21 protein-coding genes are annotated in these 23,587 nt (G+C 70.0%); 10 read left to right on the top strand and 11 right to left on the bottom strand.

Annotated elements, in window-relative coordinates; genetic code table 11:
- Window positions 1-140 precede the first annotated feature (140 nt).
- Window positions 141-1,409 carry an IS256 family transposase gene (locus IR212_RS04290; protein WP_194397752.1) on the bottom strand — a complete coding sequence of 423 codons (1,269 nt, stop codon included), beginning with the start codon at window positions 1,407-1,409 and terminating at the stop codon, window positions 141-143.
- Window positions 1,410-1,762: 353 nt separating this feature from the next.
- Between IR212_RS04290 and IR212_RS04285 the strand changes: the two genes are divergently transcribed.
- Window positions 1,763-2,620 (top strand): endonuclease domain-containing protein, encoded by an 858-nt coding sequence (locus IR212_RS04285; RefSeq protein ID WP_228479477.1) that lies wholly within the window; start codon window positions 1,763-1,765, stop codon window positions 2,618-2,620.
- Between the two features lie 96 nt (window positions 2,621-2,716).
- Here IR212_RS04285 and IR212_RS04280 read toward each other — a convergent pair whose 3' ends face one another.
- From IR212_RS04280 to IR212_RS04240, 9 genes are all read right to left on the bottom strand, one after another.
- The gene (locus tag IR212_RS04280) at window positions 2,717-3,832 is read right to left on the bottom strand and encodes an adenosine deaminase (RefSeq protein WP_194397751.1); all 1,116 of its coding nucleotides are present in this window, start codon (window positions 3,830-3,832) and stop codon (window positions 2,717-2,719) included.
- A 93-nt stretch (window positions 3,833-3,925) separates the two neighbouring features.
- Window positions 3,926-5,236 (bottom strand): thymidine phosphorylase, encoded by a 1,311-nt coding sequence (locus tag IR212_RS04275; protein ID WP_194397750.1) that lies wholly within the window; start codon window positions 5,234-5,236, stop codon window positions 3,926-3,928.
- Window positions 5,233-5,634: a cytidine deaminase gene (locus IR212_RS04270; RefSeq protein ID WP_194397749.1), complete on the bottom strand. Its 402-nt coding sequence runs from the start codon at window positions 5,632-5,634 to the stop codon at window positions 5,233-5,235. The genes IR212_RS04275 and IR212_RS04270 overlap by 4 nt, the downstream gene beginning before the upstream one ends.
- Window positions 5,635-5,656: 22 nt before the next feature.
- On the bottom strand, window positions 5,657-6,946 hold the full coding sequence (locus IR212_RS04265; RefSeq protein ID WP_194397748.1) for an ABC transporter permease: 1,290 nt from the start codon (window positions 6,944-6,946) through the stop codon (window positions 5,657-5,659).
- On the bottom strand, window positions 6,943-8,310 hold the full coding sequence (locus IR212_RS04260; RefSeq protein WP_194397747.1) for an ABC transporter permease: 1,368 nt from the start codon (window positions 8,308-8,310) through the stop codon (window positions 6,943-6,945). The genes IR212_RS04265 and IR212_RS04260 overlap by 4 nt, the downstream gene beginning before the upstream one ends.
- Window positions 8,307-9,821 (bottom strand): ABC transporter ATP-binding protein, encoded by a 1,515-nt coding sequence (locus IR212_RS04255; protein WP_194397746.1) that lies wholly within the window; start codon window positions 9,819-9,821, stop codon window positions 8,307-8,309. Before IR212_RS04255 ends, IR212_RS04260 begins: the two co-directional genes overlap by 4 nt.
- A 110-nt stretch (window positions 9,822-9,931) precedes the next feature.
- Window positions 9,932-11,050: a BMP family lipoprotein gene (locus tag IR212_RS04250; protein ID WP_194397745.1), complete on the bottom strand. Its 1,119-nt coding sequence runs from the start codon at window positions 11,048-11,050 to the stop codon at window positions 9,932-9,934.
- A 181-nt stretch (window positions 11,051-11,231) separates the two neighbouring features.
- A complete protein-coding gene (locus tag IR212_RS04245; protein WP_194397744.1) occupies window positions 11,232-12,347 on the bottom strand; it encodes a mannose-1-phosphate guanylyltransferase in 1,116 nt (371 codons plus the stop codon).
- Between the two features lie 94 nt (window positions 12,348-12,441).
- Window positions 12,442-13,605: an endo-1,4-beta-xylanase gene (locus IR212_RS04240; RefSeq protein ID WP_194397743.1), complete on the bottom strand. Its 1,164-nt coding sequence runs from the start codon at window positions 13,603-13,605 to the stop codon at window positions 12,442-12,444.
- Window positions 13,606-13,972: 367 nt separating this feature from the next.
- Here IR212_RS04240 and sdhC point away from each other — a divergent pair, with 367 nt between their 5' ends.
- The 7 genes from sdhC to trpS all read left to right on the top strand — a co-directional run bounded on the left by sdhC (window position 13,973) and on the right by trpS (window position 20,881).
- Window positions 13,973-14,410: a succinate dehydrogenase, cytochrome b556 subunit gene (gene sdhC / locus IR212_RS04235; protein ID WP_194397742.1), complete on the top strand. Its 438-nt coding sequence runs from the start codon at window positions 13,973-13,975 to the stop codon at window positions 14,408-14,410.
- Window positions 14,410-14,880, top strand: a complete 471-nt coding sequence (locus IR212_RS04230) for a succinate dehydrogenase hydrophobic membrane anchor subunit (protein ID WP_194397741.1) — start codon at window positions 14,410-14,412, stop codon at window positions 14,878-14,880. The genes sdhC and IR212_RS04230 overlap by 1 nt, the downstream gene beginning before the upstream one ends.
- Window positions 14,881-14,935: 55 nt before the next feature.
- Window positions 14,936-16,762, top strand: a complete 1,827-nt coding sequence (gene sdhA, locus IR212_RS04225; protein ID WP_194397740.1) for a succinate dehydrogenase flavoprotein subunit — start codon at window positions 14,936-14,938, stop codon at window positions 16,760-16,762.
- Window positions 16,762-17,562, top strand: a complete 801-nt coding sequence (locus tag IR212_RS04220; protein WP_194397739.1) for a succinate dehydrogenase iron-sulfur subunit — start codon at window positions 16,762-16,764, stop codon at window positions 17,560-17,562. The genes sdhA and IR212_RS04220 overlap by 1 nt, the downstream gene beginning before the upstream one ends.
- Window positions 17,563-17,639: 77 nt before the next feature.
- Window positions 17,640-18,905, top strand: coding sequence for a YihY/virulence factor BrkB family protein (locus IR212_RS04215; protein WP_228479476.1), 1,266 nt, complete (start codon window positions 17,640-17,642; stop codon window positions 18,903-18,905).
- Between the two features lie 30 nt (window positions 18,906-18,935).
- On the top strand, window positions 18,936-19,802 hold the full coding sequence (locus IR212_RS04210; protein ID WP_194397738.1) for an exodeoxyribonuclease III: 867 nt from the start codon (window positions 18,936-18,938) through the stop codon (window positions 19,800-19,802).
- 71 nt (window positions 19,803-19,873) lie between these two features.
- A complete protein-coding gene (gene trpS / locus IR212_RS04205) occupies window positions 19,874-20,881 on the top strand; it encodes a tryptophan--tRNA ligase (RefSeq protein ID WP_194397737.1) in 1,008 nt (335 codons plus the stop codon).
- Window positions 20,882-21,038: 157 nt separating this feature from the next.
- Here the strand turns inward: trpS and IR212_RS04200 are convergent, their stop codons facing one another.
- Window positions 21,039-21,866 (bottom strand): endonuclease domain-containing protein, encoded by an 828-nt coding sequence (locus tag IR212_RS04200; protein WP_194397736.1) that lies wholly within the window; start codon window positions 21,864-21,866, stop codon window positions 21,039-21,041.
- A gap of 234 nt (window positions 21,867-22,100) precedes the next feature.
- Between IR212_RS04200 and IR212_RS04195 the strand changes: the two genes are divergently transcribed.
- Together IR212_RS04195 and IR212_RS04190 are read left to right on the top strand one after the other, a co-directional pair.
- Window positions 22,101-22,667, top strand: coding sequence for a GNAT family N-acetyltransferase (locus IR212_RS04195; protein WP_194397735.1), 567 nt, complete (start codon window positions 22,101-22,103; stop codon window positions 22,665-22,667).
- 52 nt (window positions 22,668-22,719) lie between these two features.
- Complete coding sequence (locus tag IR212_RS04190; protein ID WP_194397734.1) at window positions 22,720-23,580, top strand: Fpg/Nei family DNA glycosylase; 861 nt, start codon at window positions 22,720-22,722, stop codon at window positions 23,578-23,580.
- Window positions 23,581-23,587 lie beyond the last annotated feature (7 nt).

The raw sequence follows: 23,587 nt of genomic DNA, 5'->3' as shown, positions 1-23,587 counted from the left end.
GTTCCCACGCGGGGTCGCGCCCCATCTCCGACTCCTGAGAAACAGGGTCGGACGCGGCCGCCGCGCCCGGGGTGCGGCGGTCGCGGGGTCAAGTCCCGTGGTGTGGTGTCACTCCGGTTGTTCCCTGTGGTGGGTGATGGTCAGGCGGTGAGGTAGAGCTCGGGGCGGGCGGGTTCGGTGTGCTCGTTGAGGGTGTGGACGAGTTTGCGCATCGAGATGTCGGAGAAGTAGCGGCGTTCGCCGTAGCTCCATTCCTCGTGCTGCTCCTGCAGGACGGCGCCGATGAGGCGGGTCACGGAGTCGCGGTCGGGGAAGATCTGCACGACGTCGTCGCGGCGTTTGATCTCGCGGTTGAGGCGTTCGATCGGGTTGTTCGACCAGACCTTCTGCCAATGCTCGCGCGGCAGTGGTGCGAACGCGGTGAGGTCGGGTTCTGCGGCCTCGAGCATGGCCGCGATCTCGGGGAAGGAGGCGCGCAGGCTGTCGGTGACGGCCTGGTACTGGGCGATCACGGCCTCCGAGGTGGTCTGCGCGAAGATCGTCGAGATCAGCGCATTGACGGGCTTGGAACGCGCGGATCCGATCTTCTGGGTGACATTGCGGGCGAAATGAACCCGGCATCGTTGCCATCCGGATCCGGGCAGGATCGCCTTGACCGCCGCTTTCAGGCCGGCGTGCGCGTCGGAGGTGACCAGCGCGACGCCGAGCGGATCGGCGTCGGTAGCGACCTTCAGCCCGCGGTCTCGGAGGCCGCGGAGGAACTCGGTCCAGAAGTCCGTAGTCTCCGCGTCGCCGAGCGCCATCCCGAGGATCTCCCGGCGGCCGTCGCCGCTGACGCCGGTGGCGACGACGAGGGCTTGGGAGACGACACGGCCGCGGTGGCGCACGTCGAGGTAAGTGGCGTCCAGGAACAGGTAGGGGAACCAGGTGTGATCGATCCGGCGGTGCAGGAACTCCTGCACCGCCTCGTCGATCTCCCCGCAGATCCGCGACACCGTCGACCTCGAGATGCCGGTGTCGTTGCCCAGCGCCCGGACCAGCTGATCGACTTTGCGAGTGGACACCCCGTCGATCCACGCCTGGCAGATCACCGCGTAGAGTGCCTTGTCGACCCGGCGGCGGGGGCTGAGCAGCGACGGGAAGAACGACCCCTCGCGCAGCTTCGGGATCTGAAGGTCGACCTCGCCGGCCGGGGTCGCGAGGGTCTTCGGGCGGGTGCCGTTACGACGCGTGGTCCGCTCTGGGGTGCGCTCGTGCGGCGCCGCGCCGATCTTCACCGTCGCTTCCGCGTTGATCAGGTCCTGCAGGCCGGCCTGCAGCATCCGTCGGAACACGTCCGAGTGGGCGAGGTCGGGATCGGCGAGGACTTCGCCGATCAGGGTCGTCAGGGCAGACTGGTGGTGGGTCATCGTGGGATCTCTGCTTTGCTTCTTGCCGGAAACAACTGGTCATCCCACGGTGGCCCTTCATCGTCTACGACGACGAGACCCCCCGCGGGAAGTGACACCACGCTATGGGACTCACCCGGTCGCGGCCGGTTCCTCAGGAGTTGCGGCCCCCGCCGAGCGACTCCCCCATCGCGGCCGATTCCTCCGGAGCTGCGACCGCCCGCCGAGCGACGCCCTCCCCATCGGCTGATTCCTCAGGAGTTGCGACCACGCCGAGCCTCGCACCCTCCTCCCCAACCCGGCCGAGTCTGGACTTGTCCTCGTACCGCGTCACCGGGGGCGGACGCAGGCGGCATCACGGGCAGGTTGTGGCCATGAGCACTCTCTCCGACGCGGCCTGGCCGGTCCCACCCGCCTTCATGACGACCGACGGATTGCGCGGTGTCGGCGTCACGCGCCGACAACTCCGCGCCGCCGTCGCCCACGGAAGGCTCCTGCGCGTCCGCAAGGGCCGGTATGTGCGGGCAGGGCTGACCGACGACGTCGTCGACGCCGCGCGACTCGGCGGCCGGCTCGACTGTGTGTCGCTGCTGCGCCGGCTGGGTGTGTTCGTGCACGCGCGCGCGCCGCTGCACCTCCAGTTCGACCCGCTGGCGAGTCGCCTCCCGACGCGGCCGTCCGAGGTCGTGGCGCATTGGCGTGCGACGACGGCGGCAGCCGATCATCTCATCACCGACGTGATCGAGGCCCTGGTCCAGGCCACGAAGTGTCAGGAGCCTCGCGCCGCCATCGCTACGCTCGACAGCGCGTGGCATCGCGGCCTGGTCGATGCCCACGACATCGCCGAGGTGTTCACCCGACTGCCGCAGAAGTACCGGCGGTTGCGGCCCCTGCTCGACCCGCGGAGCGAATCCGGGCCGGAGAGCCTGATGCGGCTCATCCTTCGCGGCCTCGGATGCCGTTTCGACGTGCAGGTCTCGGTCCCGCGCGTCGGCCGGGTGGACTTCATCGTCGACGGCTGGCTCATCGTGGAGTGCGACAGCGAGGCCTTCCACTCCGGGTGGCAGAGCCAGAAGCGGGACCGCCGCCGCGACCTCGCCGCCGCGCGCCTCGGCTACACGACCGTACGGGTGCTCGCAGAGGACGTCATGTTCGACCGTGAGGAAGTTCTCGACGCCCTGAGGGAGATCCTGACGCACGGCCGCCGTTCGACGCGCGTGCCGAACTCCTGAGAAGTGCGCGCCTGCGCCCAGGATCCGGGCCGCCGGCGCGGCTCGGCCCGAGGACTTCAGGAGTTGCGGCTCGGTCGCTGCGCAACGCCACCCGGGCTATCGCTCGAAGCCCTCGGCGATCAGCTCGATGAGCTCCTCACGCTCCTCGACCGCGAGGAAGGCCCCCGCGGCGGCGTTCAGCTGGAACGCCTCGAGGTCGTCGAGGCCGTACTCGAAGGTCTCGGCGAGCAGCGCGAGCTCGCGCGTCAGCGAGGTGCGGCTCATCGTGCGGTTGTCGACGTTCACCGTGACCGAGAAGCCGAGCTGGTAGAGCAGGTCGAACGGGTGGTCCTCCATCGTCGTGCCCCAGCGCTCGATCGCGCCGGTCTGCAGGTTCGACGACGGCGACAGCTCGAGGGGGATCTCGCGGTCGCGCACCCAGCGGGCGAGATCGCCGAATTGCACCAGCACCTCTTCGCCCGCGCGCGAGACCACCTCGAGGTCCTCGGCGATGCGCACCCCGTGGCCCAGACGCAGGGCGCGCCCGTCGATCAGCGCCGAGCGGATGGAGTCCAGCCCCGCGGCCTCGCCGGCGTGCACGGTGACCGGGAAGAACTCCGAGGCGAGGTAGTCGAACGCCTCGCGGTGGTTCGAGGCGGGGAAGCCGTCCTCCGGCCCCGCGATGTCGAAGCCGACCGCGCCGCGACCGCGCCAGTCCACCGCGAGCCGCGCGATCTCGGGCGACCGGTCGGTGTGGCGCATCGCGGTGATGAGCTGACCCACGCGGATGTCGCGCCCGCGCGCCTCGGCGGCATCCTCGCCCTCCTCGATCCCCTCCTGCACGGCGGCGACCGCATCCTCGAGCGACAGCCCGCGGCCGAGGTGCTGCTCAGGGGCCCACCGCACCTCGCCGTAGATCACGCCGTCCGCGGCGAGGTCTTCGACGAACTCCCGCGCAACCCGGGTGAGCCCTTCGCGGGTCTGCATGACGGCCGTCGTCAGGTCGAAGGTCTTCAGGTACTCGACGAGCGACCCGGAGTCGCTCTTCTCGGCGAACCAGTCCGCGAGGTCGTCGGGGTCGGACTCCGGAACCTCCAGCCCGATGGCGTCGGCGAGCTCGATGATCGTCGCGGGCCGCACGCCGCCGTCGAGGTGGTCGTGCAGCGACACCTTCGGCAGGCCGCGGATCGACAGACCCTCGAGGATGGCGTCGCCGTGCTGGTCGATGGGCATTCAGTTCTCCTCGGTGGCGATCGCGGGTGGGATTCGACGGCGGATGCCGCGGCCCGGCGCCGCCGCATGTCGCGGCAGGCGCGACTGATCAGTCTAGGCAGTGATGCGTTCGAGGACGAGGGGCGTGCGGGGCGGGGCATCCGTCCCCACCTCCCAGGCTCCTTCGAGCGCCTCGAGCGCACGCGCGAAGCGGGAGTCGTCCTGCCCGAGCAGCGTGAAGAGCGGCTGGCCGGCAGCGACCTCGTCGCCCGGCTTGACGTGGAGGTCGATGCCCGCCGCGTGCAGCACCGGGTCCTGCGCCCGGGCCCGCCCGGCCCCGAGGCGCCACGCCGCGATTCCGAAGGGGAGCGCCTCCACGCGGGTGACGAAGCCCGCCTCGGTCGCCGTCACCGTGTGCGTCTCGTTCGGCGCGGGGAGCGCGGCATCCGGATCCCCGTCCTGAGCGCGGATCATGGCGCGCCAGGCGTCCATGGCGCGGCCGTCGCGCAGCGCGGCCTCGACGTCGGCGTCCGGCTGGCCCGCGAGCGCCAGCATCTCGCGCGCGAGCGCCACCGTCAGCTCGACCACGTCGGCGGGCCCGCCGCCGGCGAGCACCTCGACCGACTCGCGCACCTCGTTGGCGTTGCCGATCGCGAGGCCGAGGGGGGTGTTCATGTCGGTGAGGAGCGCGGTCGTCGCGACCCCCGAGTCGGTGCCGAGCTCCACCATCGTGCGCGCCAGCTCGCGCGCGCGGTCCACGTCGCGCATGAACGCGCCGGAGCCGAACTTCACGTCGAGCACCAGCGAGTCGGTGCCCTCCGCGATCTTCTTCGACATGATGCTCGACGCGATCAGCGGGATCGCCTCGACCGTGCCGGTCACGTCGCGCAGCGCGTAGAGCTTCTTGTCGGCGGGCGCGAGACCGGAGCCGGCGGCGCAGATCACCGGGCCGATGTCGCGCAGCTGCGCGAACATCTCGTCGTTCGAGAGCGCCGCGCGCCACCCGGGGATCGACTCGAGCTTGTCGAGCGTGCCGCCGGTGTGGCCGAGGCCACGGCCCGACAGCTGCGGCACCGCGACGCCGAACGAGGCGACCAGCGGCGCCAGGGGAAGCGTGATCTTGTCGCCCACGCCGCCGGTGGAGTGCTTGTCGACCGTCGGCTTGCCCAGGCCCGCGAAGCTCATCCGCTCTCCCGACGCGATCATCGCGTCGGTCATGACGCGGATCTCGTCGCGGGTCATGCCGTTGAGGAGAATCGCCATCGCGAACGCCGCCATCTGGGAGTCGGCGACGTAGCCGCGCGTGTAGGCGTCGACCATCCAGCGCAGGGCGTCCTCAGGGACCGCTCCCCCGTCGCGCTTGGCGCGGATCACGTCCACCGCGTCGAACGGCTCCACCGCGGCATCCGTGCCCTGCTCGCTCATCGACCGGCCTCCTCGAGGTCTCGCGGCCCGAACGCATCGGGGAGCACCTCGTCGATGGTGCGGATGCCCGAGACGGTCTCGAGCAGCATGCCCGGGACGGCGAACTCGAACAGCAGCTGCCGGCACCGGCCGCACGGCATGATCGTGTCGCCGTGGCCGTTGACGCACACGAACGCGACGAGGCCTCCCCCGCCGGAGTTGTGCAGCTCGCTCACCAGGCCGCACTCGGCGCACAGCCCCACGCCGTACGAGGCGTTCTCGACGTTGCAGCCGGTCACGATGCGCCCGTCGGTCACGAGCGCCGCCGCGCCCACCTTGTAGCGCGAGTACGGCGCATACGCGCGCCGCATCGCGTCGGTGGCCGCGGCGCGCAGCTCATCCCAGTCGATATCGGTCACCAGAGCACTCCGTTCGCAGTGATCAGCCCTTGATGTACGGCTTGCCCGCCGCCGCGGGTCCGCGGATCTGCCCCGCGAAACCGGCCACGGCGATGATCGTCACGACGTAGGGCAGCATCAGCATGAACTCGCTGGGGATCGGCGTGCGCAGCACCGTCAGCAGGTTCTGCAGGTTGGTCGCGAAGCCGAAGAGAAGCGCAGCCAGCGTCGCGCGGATCGGGTCCCAGCGACCGAAGATCACCGCCGCCAGGGCGATGAAGCCGAGTCCGGCGGTCATCTCCTTGGTGAACTGCCCCACCGACACGAGCGTGAAGTAGGCGCCGCCGATGCCGGCGATCGCGCCGGCGAGCGAGACGTTCCAGAAGCGGCTCGTGTTCACCTTGATGCCCACGGTGTCGGCGGCCTGCGGGTGCTCCCCGACCGCGCGCAGGCGCAGACCCCACCGCGTGCGGTAGAGGCCCCACGCCACCAGCGCGACGGTGATGTACATCAGGTACACGATGAAGGTCTGGTTGAACAGCACCGGGCCGATGATGGGGATGTCTCCGAGCACCGGGATCTCCCAGCGCGTGAAGCGCACCGGACGGTTCAGCTCGGACTCGTTCGGGACCAGCAGGGCGCCGTAGAGGAAGCCGGTCAGGCCGGTGACGAGCACGTTCAGGACGACACCGACGATGACCTGGTCGACGAGGTACTTGATCGAGAACGCCGCGAGGACGAACGCCACGAGCACGCCGCCGACCATGGCGCCGACCAGGCCCACGAACGGGTTGCGCGTGATGCTGGCCAGCAGGGCGGCGCTGAAGGCGCCGAAGAGGAACTGACCCTCGATCGCGACGTTGACCACGCCCACGCGCTCGCCGATGACGCCGCCGAGGGCACCGAAGATGAGCGGGACCGACAGCGACAGCGCGCCGAAGAGCAGGCCCGTGACGGGCACGAGCCCGCCCGCCGAGGCCCACACCAGGAACGCGAAGACCGCGAGCAGGCCGAACACGATCGGCAGCCAGATGCCGGTGCGGCGGTACGACATCGCGTCCCAGAAAGCCCACACCGTCAGCAGCACCAGCAGCACGACGACGAGCCAGCTGGTCAGCGCCGTCGGCACGCTGACGTTGGGCAGCGCGATGGTCGAGCCGGGGTCGCCGAGGCGGAACGTGCTGATGCCGTTGCGCGGTACCAGGAGGAACAGCAGCGCGAGCAGCACCGTCACGATGGCCAGGGTCACGGGCAGCTTGAGATGCCGGACCCGGACAGTCGTGTGCTGGATCGTGCCGCCGGCGGCAGCAGGAGCGGGCGCCAGAGCGGTCATGCGGACACCGCCTTCTTCGCGGCCTTGGCTCTCGCCTTGGCAGCCTTCTCGGCATCGGTCTTGGGGAGGAAGAAGATCGTGCGGATCAGCGGCGGCGCGGCGATGAAGAGCACGATCAGCGACTGCACCACCAGCACGATGTCCACGGGGATGTCCTGCGAGGCCTGCATCGTGAATGACCCGGCCTTGAGCGCGCCGAACAGCAGGCCCGCCGCGAACACGCCCCACGCGCGGCTGCGGCCGAGCAGCGCCACGGTGATCGCATCGAAGCCGATGCCCGCGTCGATCAGCCCGTCGAAGCCGGTGGTGACCGAGCCCTGGATCTGGTTCATGCCCGCCAGTCCCGCCAGGCCGCCCGCGAAGAGCATCGCGTAGATGTACATGCGCTGCACCGAGATGCCCGACGCTCGCGCCGCATGCGGGTTCTCGCCCACCGCGCGCAGGCGGAAGCCGAGGCTGGAGCGCTCGACGAGCCACCAGACGAAGACCGTCGCGCCGATCACGATGAGGAAGCCCCAGTCCAGCAGCGGGAAGCGGGGACCGAGCAGATCCGGGAACTGGGCATTGGCCGGCGTCCCCGACGAGATCGGCTGGTCGCCGGCGGGGCGCTGCAGCAGGCCCGGCGTGCGCACCATCCACGTCACCAGGTAGAAGGCGACGTAGTTGAGCATGATGGTGAGGATCACCTCGTGCGCGCCGGTCTTGGCCTTGAGCACACCGACGATGCCACCCCAGATCGCGCCGCCGGCGATGCCCGCCGCGAGCGTCAGCGGCAGCTGCAGGAACATCGGCAGGTTCAGGTTGAACGTCAGCAGCGCCGCCGTCGCGCAGGCGATGAGGATCTGCCCGCGACCGCCGATGTTGAACAGGCCGACGCGGAACGCCAGCGCCACGCCGAGACCGGCCGCGATCAGCGGCGCGGCGAACCCGAGGGTGTTGGTCAGCGGACGGATCTGCGTCGCGAAGTCGTTCGCCCGCGGGTTGAAGATCGCGCCGCGGAACATCGCCTCGTACCCGCCGTACACCGCGTTCCAGACGGCCCCGAGAGTGTCGGTGGGTCTGGCGAAGAAGTAGCCCGCCGCCTCCTGGACGTCCTCGTCGGTCAGCGCCATCAGGATGCCGCCGACGATCATCGCCACGACGATCGCCAGGACCGTGGTGACCCAGTTGCTGCGCAGCAGCTCCTTGATGAAGACGTTCTGCCGCGGGGGCGGCGGCACCTCTCCGTCGACGGCACCGGGCGCGTCCGGAGTGGGTGCGGGCACGTCGGGGGAACCCGTGAGGGGTCCCGAGACGGCCGGCAGCTGGTCTGGGGGCAGCCCATTCAGCGGTTCGCCGCTCCCGGCGGGGTTCTGACCGCTCACGCGACCGCCTCCTCAGGCTTCTCGCCGGCCATCATCAGGCCGAGGACATCTCGGGGGGTGCCACCGGGCACGATGCCGACGATCGCGCCCCGGTACATGACGGCGATGCGGTCGGCGAGCGCCGCGACCTCGTCGAGCTCGGTCGAGACGACGACGACCGGGATGCCGGCATCCCGTGTCTCGACGATGCGTTTGTGGATGAACTCGATGGAGCCCACGTCGACGCCGCGCGTGGGCTGGGCCGCGACGAGGAGCTTGAGCTCGCGGCTCATCTCGCGGGCGATGACGACCTTCTGCTGGTTGCCGCCCGAGAGCGTGCCGGCGGGGACGTCGGGGCCCTGGGTGCGGATGTCGTACTCGGCGATGCGGGCCTTGGCGAACTCGTCGAGCACACCGCGACGGATGGTGCCGCCGGAGATGAAGGCGCTGTCGCCGGAGCGGTCGAGGATGAGGTTCTCGGCGACGGTGAAAGTGCCCACCAGGCCGTCCTCGGTGCGGTCCTCGGGGACGAATCCGACGCCTTCATCCAGGATGCCGCGGACGCTCTTGCCCACGAGCTCGACGCCGTCCAGCTCGATCGAGCCGGTCACCCGGTCGGCGAGGCCCACCATGGCCTCGATCAGCTCGGTCTGGCCGTTGCCCTGCACACCGGCGACGGCGAGGATCTCTCCCGGCCGCACATCGAAGCTCACCCGGTCGACGACGACCGTGCCGTCCGGCGCGACGACGCGCAGATCCCGCACCTCGAGGCCTCCGGCGCCCGGCGTGGCGGGCTCCTTGTGAACGGTGAGCTCGACGGCGCGGCCGACCATCAGCGAGGCCAGCTCGGCGTTGGACGCCGTGGGCGAGGCCTCGCCGACGACCTTCCCGAGCCGGATCACCGTGATGCGGTCGGCCACGGCGCGCACCTCGCGGAGCTTGTGGGTGATGAAGACGATCGACGTTCCCTCGTCGCGCAGCTGGCGCATGATCGCCATCAGCTCGTCGGTCTCCTGCGGCGTGAGCACCGCCGTCGGCTCGTCGAACACGAGCACCTTCGCGTCGCGCGAGAGCGCCTTGATGATCTCGACGCGCTGCTGCACGCCGACGGGCAGGTCGCCGACGATGGCATCGGGATCCACCTCGAAGCCGAACCGGTCGGCCACGGCGCGCACGTGCTGCCGGGCCTTGGCGAGGTCGAGCGCGCCGAGCGCCTTGGTGTCCTCGTGGCCCAGCATGACGTTCTCGGCGACCGTGAAGACGGGGATCAGCATGAAGTGCTGATGGACCATGCCGATGCCGGCGTTCATCGCGTCGCCGGGCCCCCGGAAGTGCTGGACGGCGTCGTCCAGCAGGATCTCGCCCTCGTCGGCCTGATACAGGCCGTAGAGCACGTTCATGAGCGTGGACTTGCCGGCGCCGTTCTCCCCCAGAAGAGCGTGGATCTCACCCGCATTGACCACCAGATCGATGTGGTCGTTCGCGACGAGGGAGCCGAAACGCTTCGTGATGCCACGGAGCTCGAGCTTCATATCTGCACCTTATATATCCAGTCGGGCGCGGCGCCACGGTCGGTGGCGTGCCCGGAAGAAAGCGGCCGGGTGGAGTCGTCCACCCGGCCGCATGTCACAGCTGCGCTGCCTTACGGCGAGCTGGGCGACGTGACCTCGAGCTCGCCCGAGATGATCTGCTCGCGCAGCGCGTCGAGCTCTTCGGTCAGACCCTCGGGCAGCTGCGACTCGAACGAGCCGAAGCCGGAGAGGCCGACGCCCTCGTTCTCGAGCGTGCCGACGTACGGGCTGACGTCGAAGTCACCCGTCGACGCCTCCATCGTGGCCTGGTAGACGGCCTCGTCGATGCGCTTCATGATCGAGACGAGCACCATGTCGGCGACCGACGGGTCGGCGACGGCGAGGTCGGAGTCCACACCGAGCATGACGGTGCCGGTGCCGCCGTCGGTGATGGCGTCGCGCGCGCTCTGGTAGATCGGGCCGCCGACCGGGAGGATGACGTCCACGCCCTGGTCGAGGATGCCCTGCATGGCCTGCTTGGCGGTGTCGTTGGCCGCGAAGCCACCGGTCATCGAGCCGTCCTGCGCCTCGACGTCCCAGCCGAAGGTCTCGACGTTCGCGCCCTTGTCCTCGTTGTACTTCGCGACGCCGTCGACGAAGCCGTCCATGAAGATCGTCACCGGCGGGATCGGGATGCCACCGACCGTGCCGACCTTGTTGACGCCGGACTGCGCCGACCACGCCGCGGCCGCGTAGCCGCCGAGGTAGGCGGCCTGCACCGTGTCGAACTGGAGCGGCTTGATGTTCGGGGCGTCGGTCTCGCCGTCGCCGTCGGCGTCGGCCCAGTCGTCGATGATGGCGTAGCTCACGTCGGGGTTCGCCGTCGCAGAGGCGATGGTGTCGGCGGAGAGCTTGAAGCCGACCGAGACGATGAACGTGCAGCCCTCGGCGATGAGGTTCTCGAGGTTGGGCGCGTAGTCGTTGGCCGAGCTCGACTCGACCTCGATCGGCTCGACGCCGAGCTCCTCGGCGGCGCGCTCCATGCCCTCGAGGGCCGACTGGTTGAACGACTTGTCGTTGAAGCCGCCGTCATCCGAGACGAGGCAGGGCGTGAAGCCCTCGACGACGTCGCCGCCCGCGTCACCGGTGGGGTCCGTCTCCTCCGGGGCGGAGCCGCAGCCCGCGAGGGCGATCAGCAGGCCCGCGGCGACCGTGACGCCGACGAGCTTCTTGGTGCGTGAGATGGTCAACTCAGCCTCCACTACGTTCCCCCGCGTCCTTCACGGGGACTGCACAAAGTTACCCACTGTGACGCCCGGCTTGCATGCGTCCGGGCCCGCGTGAGCCGAAAGGTTATGAAGACGCAATATCGCGAGACCCTCCGGATACCGGATGCCGCGGCCGGCGGCATCCGGTTCCACGGCGTTCCGCTCAGAGCACCTCGCCGCGACCGCTGAGCTTGAGCGCGTCGACGACGCCCTTGACCCGCTGCGCGTGCTCGCTGGTGGTGACCAGGAGTGCGTCATCGGTGTCGACCACGACGATGTCGCGCACGCCGATCAGGCTGATCACCCGGCGGGTCTGGCTCACCACGATCCCGCTGGCTGCATCGGAGAGCACGCGCGCGTTCTCTCCGAGGATCGCCAGGTCGTTCTTGCGCCCGCCCGAGTTGAGCTTGGCCAGACTCGCGAAGTCGCCGACGTCGTCCCAGTCGAAGTGGCCGGGCACCACGGCCAGTCGCCCCTTGGCCGCCGCCGGCTCGGCGACGGCGTAGTCGATGGCGATCTTGGTCAGTGTCGGCCACACGCGGTCCACGACGGGGCCCCGGCGGTCGCGGTCGTCCCACGCCTCGGCGAGGTCCATGAGCCCGGCGTACAGGTGCGGGTCGCTCTCGGCGATCTCGCCCAGCAGCACGTCGGCGCGGGAGATGAACATGCCCGCGTTCCACAGGTAGTTGCGATCGGCGAAGTACTCCTTCGCCGTGTCGAGGTCGGGCTTCTCGACGAAGCTCTCCACCAGCGCCGCCTCCGGCGCGCCCTCCACCGTCAGCGCTGCGCCCTTGCGGATGTAGCCGAAGCCGACCGACGGCTCGGAGGGCTGGATGCCGATGGTGCAGATGTAGCCCTCGCGCGCGGTCGCGACGGCCTGCTGCACCGCCCAGTCGAACAGCTGCGGTACCCGGATGACGTGGTCGGCGGCGAACGAGCCGATGATGACGTCGGGCTCCCGGCGGGCCAGGACCGCTGCGGCCAGCCCGATGGCCGCCGTGGAGTCCCGCGGCTCGGACTCCAGGAGCACGTTCCGGTCGGCGATCCCCGGCAGCTCTTTCTCGACCGCGGCGCGGTGCGCGCGTCCGGTCACGACCGCGATGCGGTCGGGTCCCGCGAGCGGCTCCAGGCGATCCCAGGTGTCGCGCAGCAGCGTGCGCCCGGAGCCGGTGAGATCGTGCAGGAACTTCGGCGCGTCGGCGCGGGAGAGCGGCCACAGCCGGCTGCCGATGCCGCCGGCGGGGATGACGGCGTAGAAGTCGTCGATGGGTCCAGGCATGGCCCCAGATTATCGGCCCGCCTTTCGCGGGGATGGCGGGCGTGTGGCGGGGACGTGACGGCGGCGGGCGGTGCGCCCGCCGCCGTCGCGCGGATCAGCCCTTTCGAGGCGAGACGCCCGGGGCCGCGTCGCGCAGCGACGCGAGCATCGCGTCGAACGCCGGCTTCGGCGTGAAGTCGTCCTCGAAGATGGTCGCCCAGCCCTCTCCGGGGAAGACCCCCGGGACCCAGGAGTTGGCGTCCGGGAAGCCCCACACCGTGTACGACGAGCATGCCGGCACGTTCAGGCACGCCTCGAGCATCGCGTCGTAGCGCGCGGCCTGCTCGGCGACCTGAGCAGCGGTCGGGCCGGTCTCCCCGGCCAAGAGCGGGATGCGCACGTCCGCCTCGGTGATCGCCACCTTCAGGCCCAGCGCCGCGAACCGCTCGAAGTTCGCCTGGAGGGAGGTGTCGAACCCGTAGAGCAGGCTCAGGTGGCCCTGGGCGCCGAATCCGTCCAGCGGCACGCCGTCGGCGAGCAGGCGCTGCGCCAGCGCGTAGTAGGCGTCAGTCTTCTCGTTGATGCCCTCCGCGTTGTAGTCGTTGAGGAACAGCGCGGCGTCGGGGTCGGCCTCGTGCGCCCAGCGGAATGCATCCCCGATGAGCGCCTCGGGGTCGTCCGCGCACGCGCGCAGGAACGGGTTCGCCTCGGTGCGCAGCCGGACTCCGCCGGCGTCCCACGTGTCCTGGAAGATCTCGTTGGCGACATCCCACTCGTAGATCTCGCCCTTGAAGTGGCCGACCACGGTGCGGATGTGGTCCTCGAGCACGGCGCGGGCATCGTCGCAGGTCCACGTGCTGCTCGCCGCGGTCACCCACGCCGGGTTCTGGCTGTGCCACAGCAGCGTGTGGCCGCGGATCTCCTGCTTGTTCGCCTTCGCGAACGCGACCAGAGCGTCGGCTGACGTGAAGTCGTACACGTCCGGAGCCGGGTGGATGGCATCCCACTTCATGTCGTTCTCCGGCGTCACCGAGGAGAACTGAGCGCCGAGCACCTGCTGGAGCTCGGTCGGTGCCTTGCGGTCGTAGGTGAGGAGATCGCGCTGCGCCCACACGGCGCTGCCGATCTCCAGGTCCCGCGGCGCTTGATTGCGCAGCGCGTCCTTGTCGGCGTGGCTGAATCCGGGCGGCGCCGCGGTGGCGGCCGTCCCCGTCCACAGGGGGACGACGAGTGCAGCGGCGGCGGTGGCCACCAGAAGCGATCGGATGGATCGGGGCATGAGAACTCCAGACATCTTCGTCGGCGTCGTTGGGGGCGACGCATTTGTTCTTGTGTCCGACAAAACCTAGGCAGGCGTCGAGGCCGCCGCAAAGCTTTTCGGCGGATTTTCAAGACGGTCCCGGGAAGTCGATGCTCGCGGGCTGACGATCCCGAAACTTCCGCCGTTCTTCGCGCTCGCGAAGATCCCTCCGGATGAAGGGATTCGAAGGATGCCCTTCGTCGCCGCGCCCTCCCCAGCGGGAATAGGATGGACGCAGCGCCCGCGTGACGCCGACGGCCCCGAGCCCACCGCTGGGGTCCTCGCCCGGGGGCCGTCCTCGTCCGCCGAGGCCGCCCCACCGTGTTTCGATCCAAGGAGGACGCACGTGTCTGCACCAGCACGCGTCACACCGTCGGTATCCGAGACCACCTCCCGAGTCCCCCGCGGCACCCTCTACCGCGGGAACGAGGGCATGTGGTCGTGGGTGCTCCACCGCATCACCGGCGTCGCCATCTTCTTCTTCCTCCTCGTGCACATCCTCGACACGGCGCTGATCCGGGTCGCGCCCGAGGCGTACGACGCGGTGATGAGCTCGTACAAGAACCCCATCATGGGGGTGGGCGAGGTCGTCCTGGTGGGCGCGGTCGTCTATCACGCGTTCAACGGCCTCCGGATCATCCTGGTGGACTTCTGGCCGTGGGCCACCCGCCACCAGCGCCAGCTGTGGTGGGGCGTCATCGCGCTGCTCGTGGCGACGATGATCCCCTTCACCGTCCGCCACCTGTCGATCGTCTTCGCCTACGGCTGGGGAGGAGAGCACTGATGACCCTTCGACCCGCTCAGGACGGCACCGCCATCGCCGATCCCCGCGCGCCGCGCACCCCCGTCCGTCGCACCGGACCGAACCTCGAGAAGTGGGGCTGGATCTACATGCGCGCGTCCGGCGTGCTGCTGATCGTCCTGATCTTCGGTCACCTGTTCGTCAACCTGATGCTGGGCGAGGGCATCCACGGCATCGACTTCGCGTTCGTGGCCGGCAAGTTCGCCTCGCCGTTCTGGCAGTGGTGGGACGTGCTGATGCTCTGGCTCGCGCTCATCCACGGCGCCAACGGGATGCGGACCATCGTGAACGACTACGTCATGCACGAGCGCACCCGCACCGTGCTGGTGTGGGCGCTCTGGCTGACCGCCGGCCTCCTCATCCTCCTCGGCACGCTCGTGGTCTTCACCTTCGACCCCTGCATCCCCAACCTCAGCGACGGAAGCGTCCTGGCCGAGGTCTGCAACCCCTGACGCAGACCCCCTCGCCACGACACAGAACGCATCACAGAACAGAGGCACCCGACACGTGAGCACTCAGACCGCGGACTCCTACGTCAAGGACGGCGTCCACTACCACCAGTTCGACATCGTCATCGTGGGCGCCGGCGGTGCGGGCATGCGCGCGGCCATCGAGGCCGGCCCCGGCGCGCGGACCGCCGTCATCACCAAGCTGTACCCCACGCGCTCGCACACCGGCGCGGCCCAGGGCGGCATGGCTGCGGCCCTGGCCAACGTCGAAGAGGACTCGTGGGAGTGGCACACCTTCGACACCGTCAAGGGCGGCGACTACCTCGTCGACCAGGACGCCGCCGAGATCCTCGCGAGGGAGGCCATCGACGCGGTCATCGACCTCGAGAACATGGGCCTGCCCTTCAACCGCACGCCCGAGGGCAAGATCGACCAGCGGCGCTTCGGCGGGCACACCGCCGACCACGGCAAGACGCCCGTGCGGCGCGCGTGCTACGCCGCCGACCGCACCGGCCACATGATCCTGCAGACGCTGTTCCAGAACTGCGTCAAGCTCGGCATCAACTTCTTCAACGAGTTCTACGTGCTCGACCTCATCACGGTGAAGGATGCCGCCGGCAAGACCGAGATCGCGGGAGTCGTGGCCTACGAGCTGGCCACCGGCGATCTGCACGTGTTCCACTCGAAGGCGGTCATCTTCGCCACCGGCGGGTTCGGCAAGATCTTCAAGACCACCTCCAACGCTCACACCCTCACCGGTGACGGCGTCGGGATCATCTGGCGCAAGGGCCTCCCGCTGGAGGACATGGAGTTCTTCCAGTTCCACCCGACCGGCCTCGCCGGGCTCGGCATCCTCCTGACCGAGGGCGCGCGCGGCGAAGGCGCCATCCTCCGCAACGTGTCGGGCGAGCGCTTCATGGAGCGATACGCCCCGACCATCAAGGACCTCGCTCCGCGAGACATCGTCAGCCGCTGCATGGTGCAGGAGGTGGCCGAGGGCCGGGGTGCGGGGCCCCACCGCGACTACGTGCTGCTGGACTGCACGCACCTGGGCGCGGAGGTGCTCGAGACCAAGCTGCCCGACATCACCGAGTTCGCCCGCACGTACCTCGGCGTCGACCCGGTGGTCGAGCCCGTGCCCGTCATGCCGACCGCCCACTACGCGATGGGCGGCATCCCCACGAACAACGACGCGCAGGTGCTGAGCGACAACACCACCGTCGTGCCGGGCCTGTACGCCGCCGGCGAGTGCGCCTGCGTGTCGGTCCACGGCTCCAACCGCCTCGGCACCAACTCGCTGCTGGACATCAACGTGTTCGGCAAGCGGGCCGGCCGCAACGCGGTCCAGTACGTGCAGACCGCGGACTTCGTGCCGCTGCCCGAAGACCCCGCCGGCGAGGTGCGCGACATGATCGAGGGCCTGCGCGCCAACCAGGGCACCGAGCGGATCGCCGTCCTGCGCAAGAGGCTGCAGGACGAGATGGACCGCAAGGCTCAGGTGTTCCGCACCGAGGAGTCGCTCGGCGAGGTGCTCGACGTGATCGAGGAGCTCCGCGAGCGGTACCGGAACGTGCACGTCGATGACAAGGGCAAGCGGTTCAACACCGACCTGCTCGAGGCCGTCGAGCTCGGATTCCTGCTCGACATCGCGGAGGTCGTGGTCGTGACCGCGCGCAACCGCAAGGAGAGCCGCGGCGGCCACATGCGCGACGACTTCCCGCAGCGCGACGACGAGAACTACATGCAGCACACGATGGCCTACCTCGCCGGCGACGCCGGCTCGTCCAAGGCCGACGACCACATCCGGCTCGACTGGAAGCCCGTCGTCTTCACGAAGAACGACGCCGGCGAGTTGCGCTACCCGCCGCTGGAGAGGAAGTACTGATGGCCACCTCGGCAACCGACGTGATCGAGCGCACCGACGCCGACGCCCCGGAGCGCGCGCAGGAGACGGCGAACGACACGGGCATCCAGTCGTTCCTGGTGACCTTCATCATCCGCCGCTTCGACCCGGAGGTCGACGAGGAGCCGCGCTGGGTCGACTACGACGTCGAGCTGTACTCGACCGACCGCGTGCTGGACGCCCTGCACAAGATCAAGTGGGAGGTCGACGGGTCCCTCACGTTCCGTCGCTCGTGCGCCCACGGCATCTGCGGCTCCGACGCGATGCGCATCAACGGCCGCAACCGGCTCGCGTGCAAGACGCTCATCAAGGACCTCGACATCTCGCAGCCGATCTACGTCGAGGCGATCAAGGGCCTGCCGCTGGAGAAGGACCTCGTCGTCGACATGGAGCCGTTCTTCGCGTCGTACCGCGAGGTGCAGCCGTTCCTCATCGCGAGCTCCACCCCCGAGCCGGGCAAGGAGCGCATCCAGTCGATCGTCGACCGCGAGGTCTTCGACGACACCACCAAGTGCATCCTGTGCGCCGCGTGCACGTCATCGTGCCCGGTGTTCTGGACCGACGGTCAGTACTTCGGCCCCGCCGCCATCGTCAACGCGCACCGCTTCATCTTCGACTCGCGCGACGACGCCGGCGATGTGCGCCTGGACATCCTCAACGACAAGGAGGGCGTGTGGCGATGCCGCACGACCTTCAACTGCACCGAGGCCTGTCCCCGCGGCATCGAGGTGACCAAGGCCATCGCCGAGGTGAAGCAGGCCGTCCTGCGCGGACGACCGTAGGCTTCTCACCCGGACGACGTGACGGATGCCGCATCGCGCTGCGATGCGGCATCCGTCATGTCGATAATGTGAGGTCCGTGAGCCATCGGGACGACGCGCGAGCACGACCCGGCCCGCGTGCGCAGGGCCACGACGAGGCCCGCGACCAGGCCGACGCCGCCCAGCGCGAGGAGGAGACGCTCCGCGCGCGGTGGGAGGCGACGCAGACCAGTCTGCGGCAGCGGTTCGACGAGCCGCTGAGCCGGGCGACGGCGATCACGCAGCGCACGCTGGCGTGGTTCCCGGTGCGGGTGTGGCGGCATTTCCTGCAGCACAACGGTTTCCTGCTCGCGGCGGGCGTGAGCTACCAGGCGCTGTTCGCGACTTTTGCGGCCATCTACGTGGCGTTCGCCGTCACCGGCCTCTGGCTGGGCGGCAGCCAGCAGGCGATCGACGGTCTCATCGACCTCATCAACAGCTACATCCCTGGGCTCATCGCCCCCGAAGGCGGCCTGTTCACCCCCCAGCAGGTGACCGAGGTCGCGACGACCAACGCCGGCGTCCTCGGCATCACGGGCATCATCGCGCTCGGCACCCTCGTGTGGACCGCGATCGGCTTCGTCACCTTCACCCGCCGCGCGGTGCGCGACATCTTCGGCCTGCCGCCCGACCTGCGCAGCTACTTCTACCTCAAGGCCCGCGACCTCGTCGGAGCGGGAGTCTTCGCGCTCGCGCTCGTGCTGGGCTTCGCGGCGACGTCGCTGGGCACGTGGGCGCTGAACTGGGTCGTGTCGCTCCTCGGATGGGACGACGCGTCGGGCTGGGTGGGGGCGCTGACGAGCATCGGCACGATCCTCATCTCGTTCGTCATCTACAGCGCCGCGCTCGGCGCGCTCATCCGCTTCCTCACCGGGACCCAGCTGCCCCCGCGCCGCATCGTGCCCGGCGCACTGCTCGGCGGCGGGGCCATCACGGTGCTGCAGCTGTTCACCGGCTGGCTGTTCATCTACACCCCGACCAATGCGCTGCTGGCCACCTTCGCCATCTTCGTCGGGCTGCTGCTGTGGTTCCGGATCATCGGCATCATCATGCTGGTGGCGGCCGCCTGGGTCGCCGTCTCTGCGGAGGACGACGAGATCCCGCTGCTGCCGCAAACCGAGGCGGAGCGGCTGGCCGCCGAGCACGCGGCGCTGCTCGTGGCCGCGCGCGTGCGGCTGCGCACCGCGGAGGAGGCCCGCGACACCGCGCCGTGGTACCGGGCGTGGGCGGCCAACCGCGCGGTGCGGGCGGCGGAGGACGAGCTGAGCCAGGTCGAGGCGGCCGCGCCCCCTGCGCCGAAGAAGGCCGGCAGCCTCTTCGAGTGAGTGTCGGCAGGCCCGGATAGTCTTGCCGTCGTGTCTCGCCGTGTTCGCATCGCCTCTGTCAACGTCAACGGGATCCGCGCGGCGACGCGCAAGGGCATGATCGAGTGGCTCGACGCCGCAGACATCGACGTGATGGCGCTGCAGGAGGTGCGCGCGACCGAGGACGAGCTGCGTTCGGCCCTGCCCGGGTGGGAGATCGTCAACGACGAGGCGCTGGCCAAAGGCCGCGCCGGCGTCGCCGTGGCCAGCCGCATGCCCTCGGTCGAGGTGCGGCGCGTGCTCGGCCCCGCCGCCGAGGACGCCGCAGACGTGCTCGACAGCGCGGGCCGATGGATCGAGGCCGACTTCGACATCGACGGCGAGCGCCTCATCGTCGTGAGCGCCTACGTGCACACCGGTGAGGCCGAAACGCCGAAGCAGGACGCCAAGTGGGCGTTCCTCGATGCGATGGAGAAGCGGATGCCGCAGCTTCGCGCCGCCTCGCCGCTCGCGCTCGTCATGGGCGACCTCAACGTCGGCCACCGCGAGGTCGACATCCGCAACTGGAAGGGCAACGTCAAGAAGGCCGGCTTCCTGCCGCGCGAGCGCGCCTACTTCGACCGCTTCTTCGGCGACGAGGGCGCCGACGTCACCGGGGCCGACGGGTCGGTCGGAGCGGGCCTCGGCTGGGTCGACGTCGGCCGCCGGTTCCACGGCGACGTCGACGGTCCGTACACCTGGTGGTCGATGCGCGGGCGCGCGTTCGACAACGACGCGGGGTGGCGCATCGACTACCACCTCGCGACGCCCGAACTCGGCGCGCGGGTCGTGGACTACCGCGTCGTCCGGGCACCGTCGTGGGACACCCGGTGGAGCGACCACTCCCCCGTCGTCGCCGACTACACGATCGGGCGCTGACTCGTTCGCGTCCTGCCACCGAGGGGTCCGGGCGGGACGGCGTCGCGGCATCCGCTTTATAGACTGGCCGGATGAGCAAATCGCGTCTGTACTCCGGCATGCAGCCCTCTGCCGACTCGCTCCAGATCGGCAACTACATCGGGGCTCTCATGCAGTGGCGCGAGCTGCAGGAGTCCTACGACGCGTTCTTCTCGGTGGTCGACCTGCACGCGATCACCGTCGCGCAAGACCCGGAGCACCTCCGCGAGAAGACCCGCCGCACCGCCGCGCAGTACATCGCCGCCGGCATCGAGCCGTCCAAGTCGACGCTGTACGTGCAGTCCCACGTGCCGGCGCACCCCGAGCTCGCGTGGATCCTGTCGACGATCACCGGCTTCGGCGAGGCCGGCCGCATGACCCAGTTCAAGGACAAGTCGCAGCGCTACGGCTCGGACGCCACATCGGTGGGGCTCTTCACCTACCCGGTGCTGATGGCCGCGGACATCCTGCTGTACCAGACCGACATCGTGCCCGTCGGCGACGACCAGAAGCAGCACGTCGAGCTGACCCGTGACCTCGCCGAGCGTTTCAACAGCCGCTTCGGGACCACGTTCCGCGTGCCGACGCCGGTGATCCAGCAGGAGACCGCGCGCATCTACGACCTGCAGAACCCGACCGCGAAGATGTCGAAATCGGCGGAGTCGGATGCCGGCGTCCTGTGGCTGCTGGACGACCCGGCCGTGTCGGCGAAGAAGATCATGCGGGCCGTCACCGATTCCGAGGGTGCCGTGCGGTACGACCGCGAGGCGAAGCCCGGCGTGTCGAACCTGCTGGTCATCTACGCCGCCCTCACCGGCCGCCAGATCCCCGCCATCGAGGACGAGTACGCCGGCCGCGGGTACGGCGACTTCAAGAAGGGCCTGGCCGAGGTCGTGGTGAACGAGTTCGGTCCGGTGCGGGAGCGGGCGCTGCAGCTGCTCGACGACCCGGCCGAGCTCGACCGCGTGCTCGCCGCCAACGCGGCGAAGGCCGAGGCTGTCGCCGACCGCACCCTGGCCGACGTGTACGACAGGGTCGGGCTGCTGCGCCGCACCCGCTGAGCCTCCAGCGGCGTTTGCGTCGTCGAGCGGTTCGGGATTCAGTCCTGCTGCGCCGCGTGCCCCGGCGGCACCGCGCAATACCGGGACACCCGGCCCCCCGGTTGCACGACGGGACTGAATTCTGAACTCGCTGGCGCAGCGGGAGGGCAGGCCGGGGTCACACGCGGTGAAGGAGGCCCCGGAGGGCCGCCTGTACGGCCTCCGGCCGGTAGAGGATGTCCTGGGCGGTCAGGCGCAGCACCGGATGACCGGCCTGTGCGAGGGTGAGGTCTCGCCGGTAGTCCTTGAGCTGCTGGCGCCATGAACCGTGGTGCGCCTTGCTGTCGCACTCGACGACGAGCCAGCCGTCGACCAGGAGGTCGACGAACCCGACACCGTCGAACCGGACCTGGAGCTCGACGGCGTGCCCGAGTGCCAGCACCATGAGCCGTACGAGCGTCTCCGGTCCGGACTGGGCGCGGCCGTCCACGAACGACCGGAGGATCCCGTAGCGGGCCGGAAGCGCGGCGAAGAGGTCCTCCAACTGGTCCGCGCGGATCAGTCCCTTGTTGAGGGCGCTGTCGATGGACGCGATGGCATAGCGGGCCGGCTGACATCGCACGGACTGGATGAGGGCGTCCAGCACATCGGCGCACCCGACGCCCGCCTCGCCCACGAGCGGCTGCCAATGCAGGACGACGCCGCGGTGCCGCCTCCCCGGCAGCGGCGCCTCCCTGTCGTCTGGCGAGCGCATGCGGCTCGAGCCCCGGCGCATGTGGACATGAAGCGGCGGTCTTCCGAAGACGAACACCCCGAGCATCTGCAGCAGCGACACGCAGGTCAGCAGTCCGCCCACCCTGGCCGCCCGGATGAGATCGGGCGGTGCGTCCGAGGTGAGGTAGCGGTCCTGCCGGGCGCGAACGATGGTGCCGCTCTGCACCGCCCGGGTGATCCGCCTTCCCGTCCAGCCGAGGCCGACGAGTTCCGCACGGGTCAGTACGTCCATGTGTTGAGGATGGTGAGTCGCGCCCTCGCGGCGGTCGGGGTTCCGCCGTTCTGTGGCAGACCCGCCGGTTCCCTCCGCCTGGGGAGGAGCCTGTTCGGCATTCAGTCCCGTCGAAAACGCCGGCGCCCGGGGGCGCCGGATTCCCGGGCGACGGGACCGGCGCGGCGCGCGTGGAGACTGAATGCTGAACGGCGCGAGGGGTGTTCCGGCGGCTCGCAGCCCTAGGCTGGCGCCGTGGAGCCGGTCACCCTTCGCACGCGGCGGCTGGAGCTGACCCTGCCGGTCGCGGACGACGTCGACGCCATCCACCAGGCGTGTCAGGATGCCGACATCCAGCGGTACACGCCGGTGCCGATCCCGTACGAGCGGGAGCACGCGGTGGCGTTCGTGGAGCGCATCCCGCGCGACTGGGAGACCGGGCAGCATCTGACGTGGGTCATGCGCGAGACCGGCCGCCTCGTCGGCACCATCGGCTTCTACCGCGTCGACGGGCGGGGCGCCGCCGAGATCGGCTACTGGATGGCGCCGTGGGCGCGCGGCGGCGGGAAGCTCCGCGAGGCAGCCGACGCGGTGATCGCCTGGGGCTTCGCGCCGGAGGGCCTGGGTCTTCACCGCATCGAGTGGCGCGCGGTGGTGGGCAACGTCGCCTCGGCGAAGCTCGCCCGCACGCTCGGCTTCCGCTACGAGGGGCTCCTCCGCGGCGCCCTGACCGGCGCGCACGGGCGCGACGACGGCTGGATCGCCGGACTCCTCGCCTCCGATGACCGCCGGCCGCAGCCGTGGCCGGTCCTCGAGGACTGACCGAACGGGCCGGACTGGCCCCGCTGTCGCCGGCCCGTGGCAGGATGAGCGCATGCCGGAGATGCCCGAGGTGCAGGGTCTCGTCGACTTCCTGCGCGAGCGGCTCACCGGGGTGCGCATCGAGCGGGCCACGGTCGCCAACATCGCGGCGCTGAAGACGTACGACCCGCCGATCGACGCGCTGCGGGGCGCCGAGATCACCGGCGCGGAGCGCCACGGCAAGTTCATCGACCTCGCCACGACCGGCCCCCACCTCGTGTTCCACCTCGCCAAGGCGGGATGGCTGCGGTGGTACGACGAGCTGCCGAAGACCGTCATCCGGCCCGGCAAGACCCCGATCGCGCTCCGGGTGGCGTTCGGCGACGGCGCGGGCTTCGACCTCACCGAGGCCGGCACCAAGAAGTCGCTGGCTGTCTACGTCGCGCGGGATGCCGCCGACGTGCCCGGCATCGCGCGGCTCGGGCCCGACCCGCTCGGCCCGGCCTTCACCCGGGATGTGTTCGCGTCACTGATCGAAGGCCGGCGCACCCAGATCAAGGGCGTGCTGCGCGACCAGACGATCATCGCCGGCGTCGGCAACGCGTACTCCGACGAGATCCTGCACGCGGCCAAGATGTCGCCGTACGCGCTGGCGTCCTCGCTCTCCGACGCCGACGTGACGCGGCTGTTCGAGGCGATGACCGAGACATTGACGGATGCCGTCGCCGAGGCATCCGGCAAGCCTCCGGCAGAGCTCAAAGACGCCAAGCGTCGCGGCATGCAGGTGCACGGCCGGCGCGGCGAAACCTGCCCCGTGTGCGGCGACGAGGTGCGCAGCGTGTTCTTCGCCGACAACTCGCTCGAGTACTGCCCGACGTGCCAGACCGGTGGCAAGATCCTCGCCGACCGCCGCCTCTCGCGGCTCCTGAAGTGACCCGGGC

The organism is Microbacterium atlanticum (assembly GCF_015277815.1).
In the GTDB taxonomy this organism is placed as follows: domain Bacteria; phylum Actinomycetota; class Actinomycetes; order Actinomycetales; family Microbacteriaceae; genus Microbacterium; species Microbacterium atlanticum.
The sequence above is the reverse complement of the archived record's forward strand: the minus strand, read 5'-3'. Positions and strand labels throughout refer to the sequence as shown.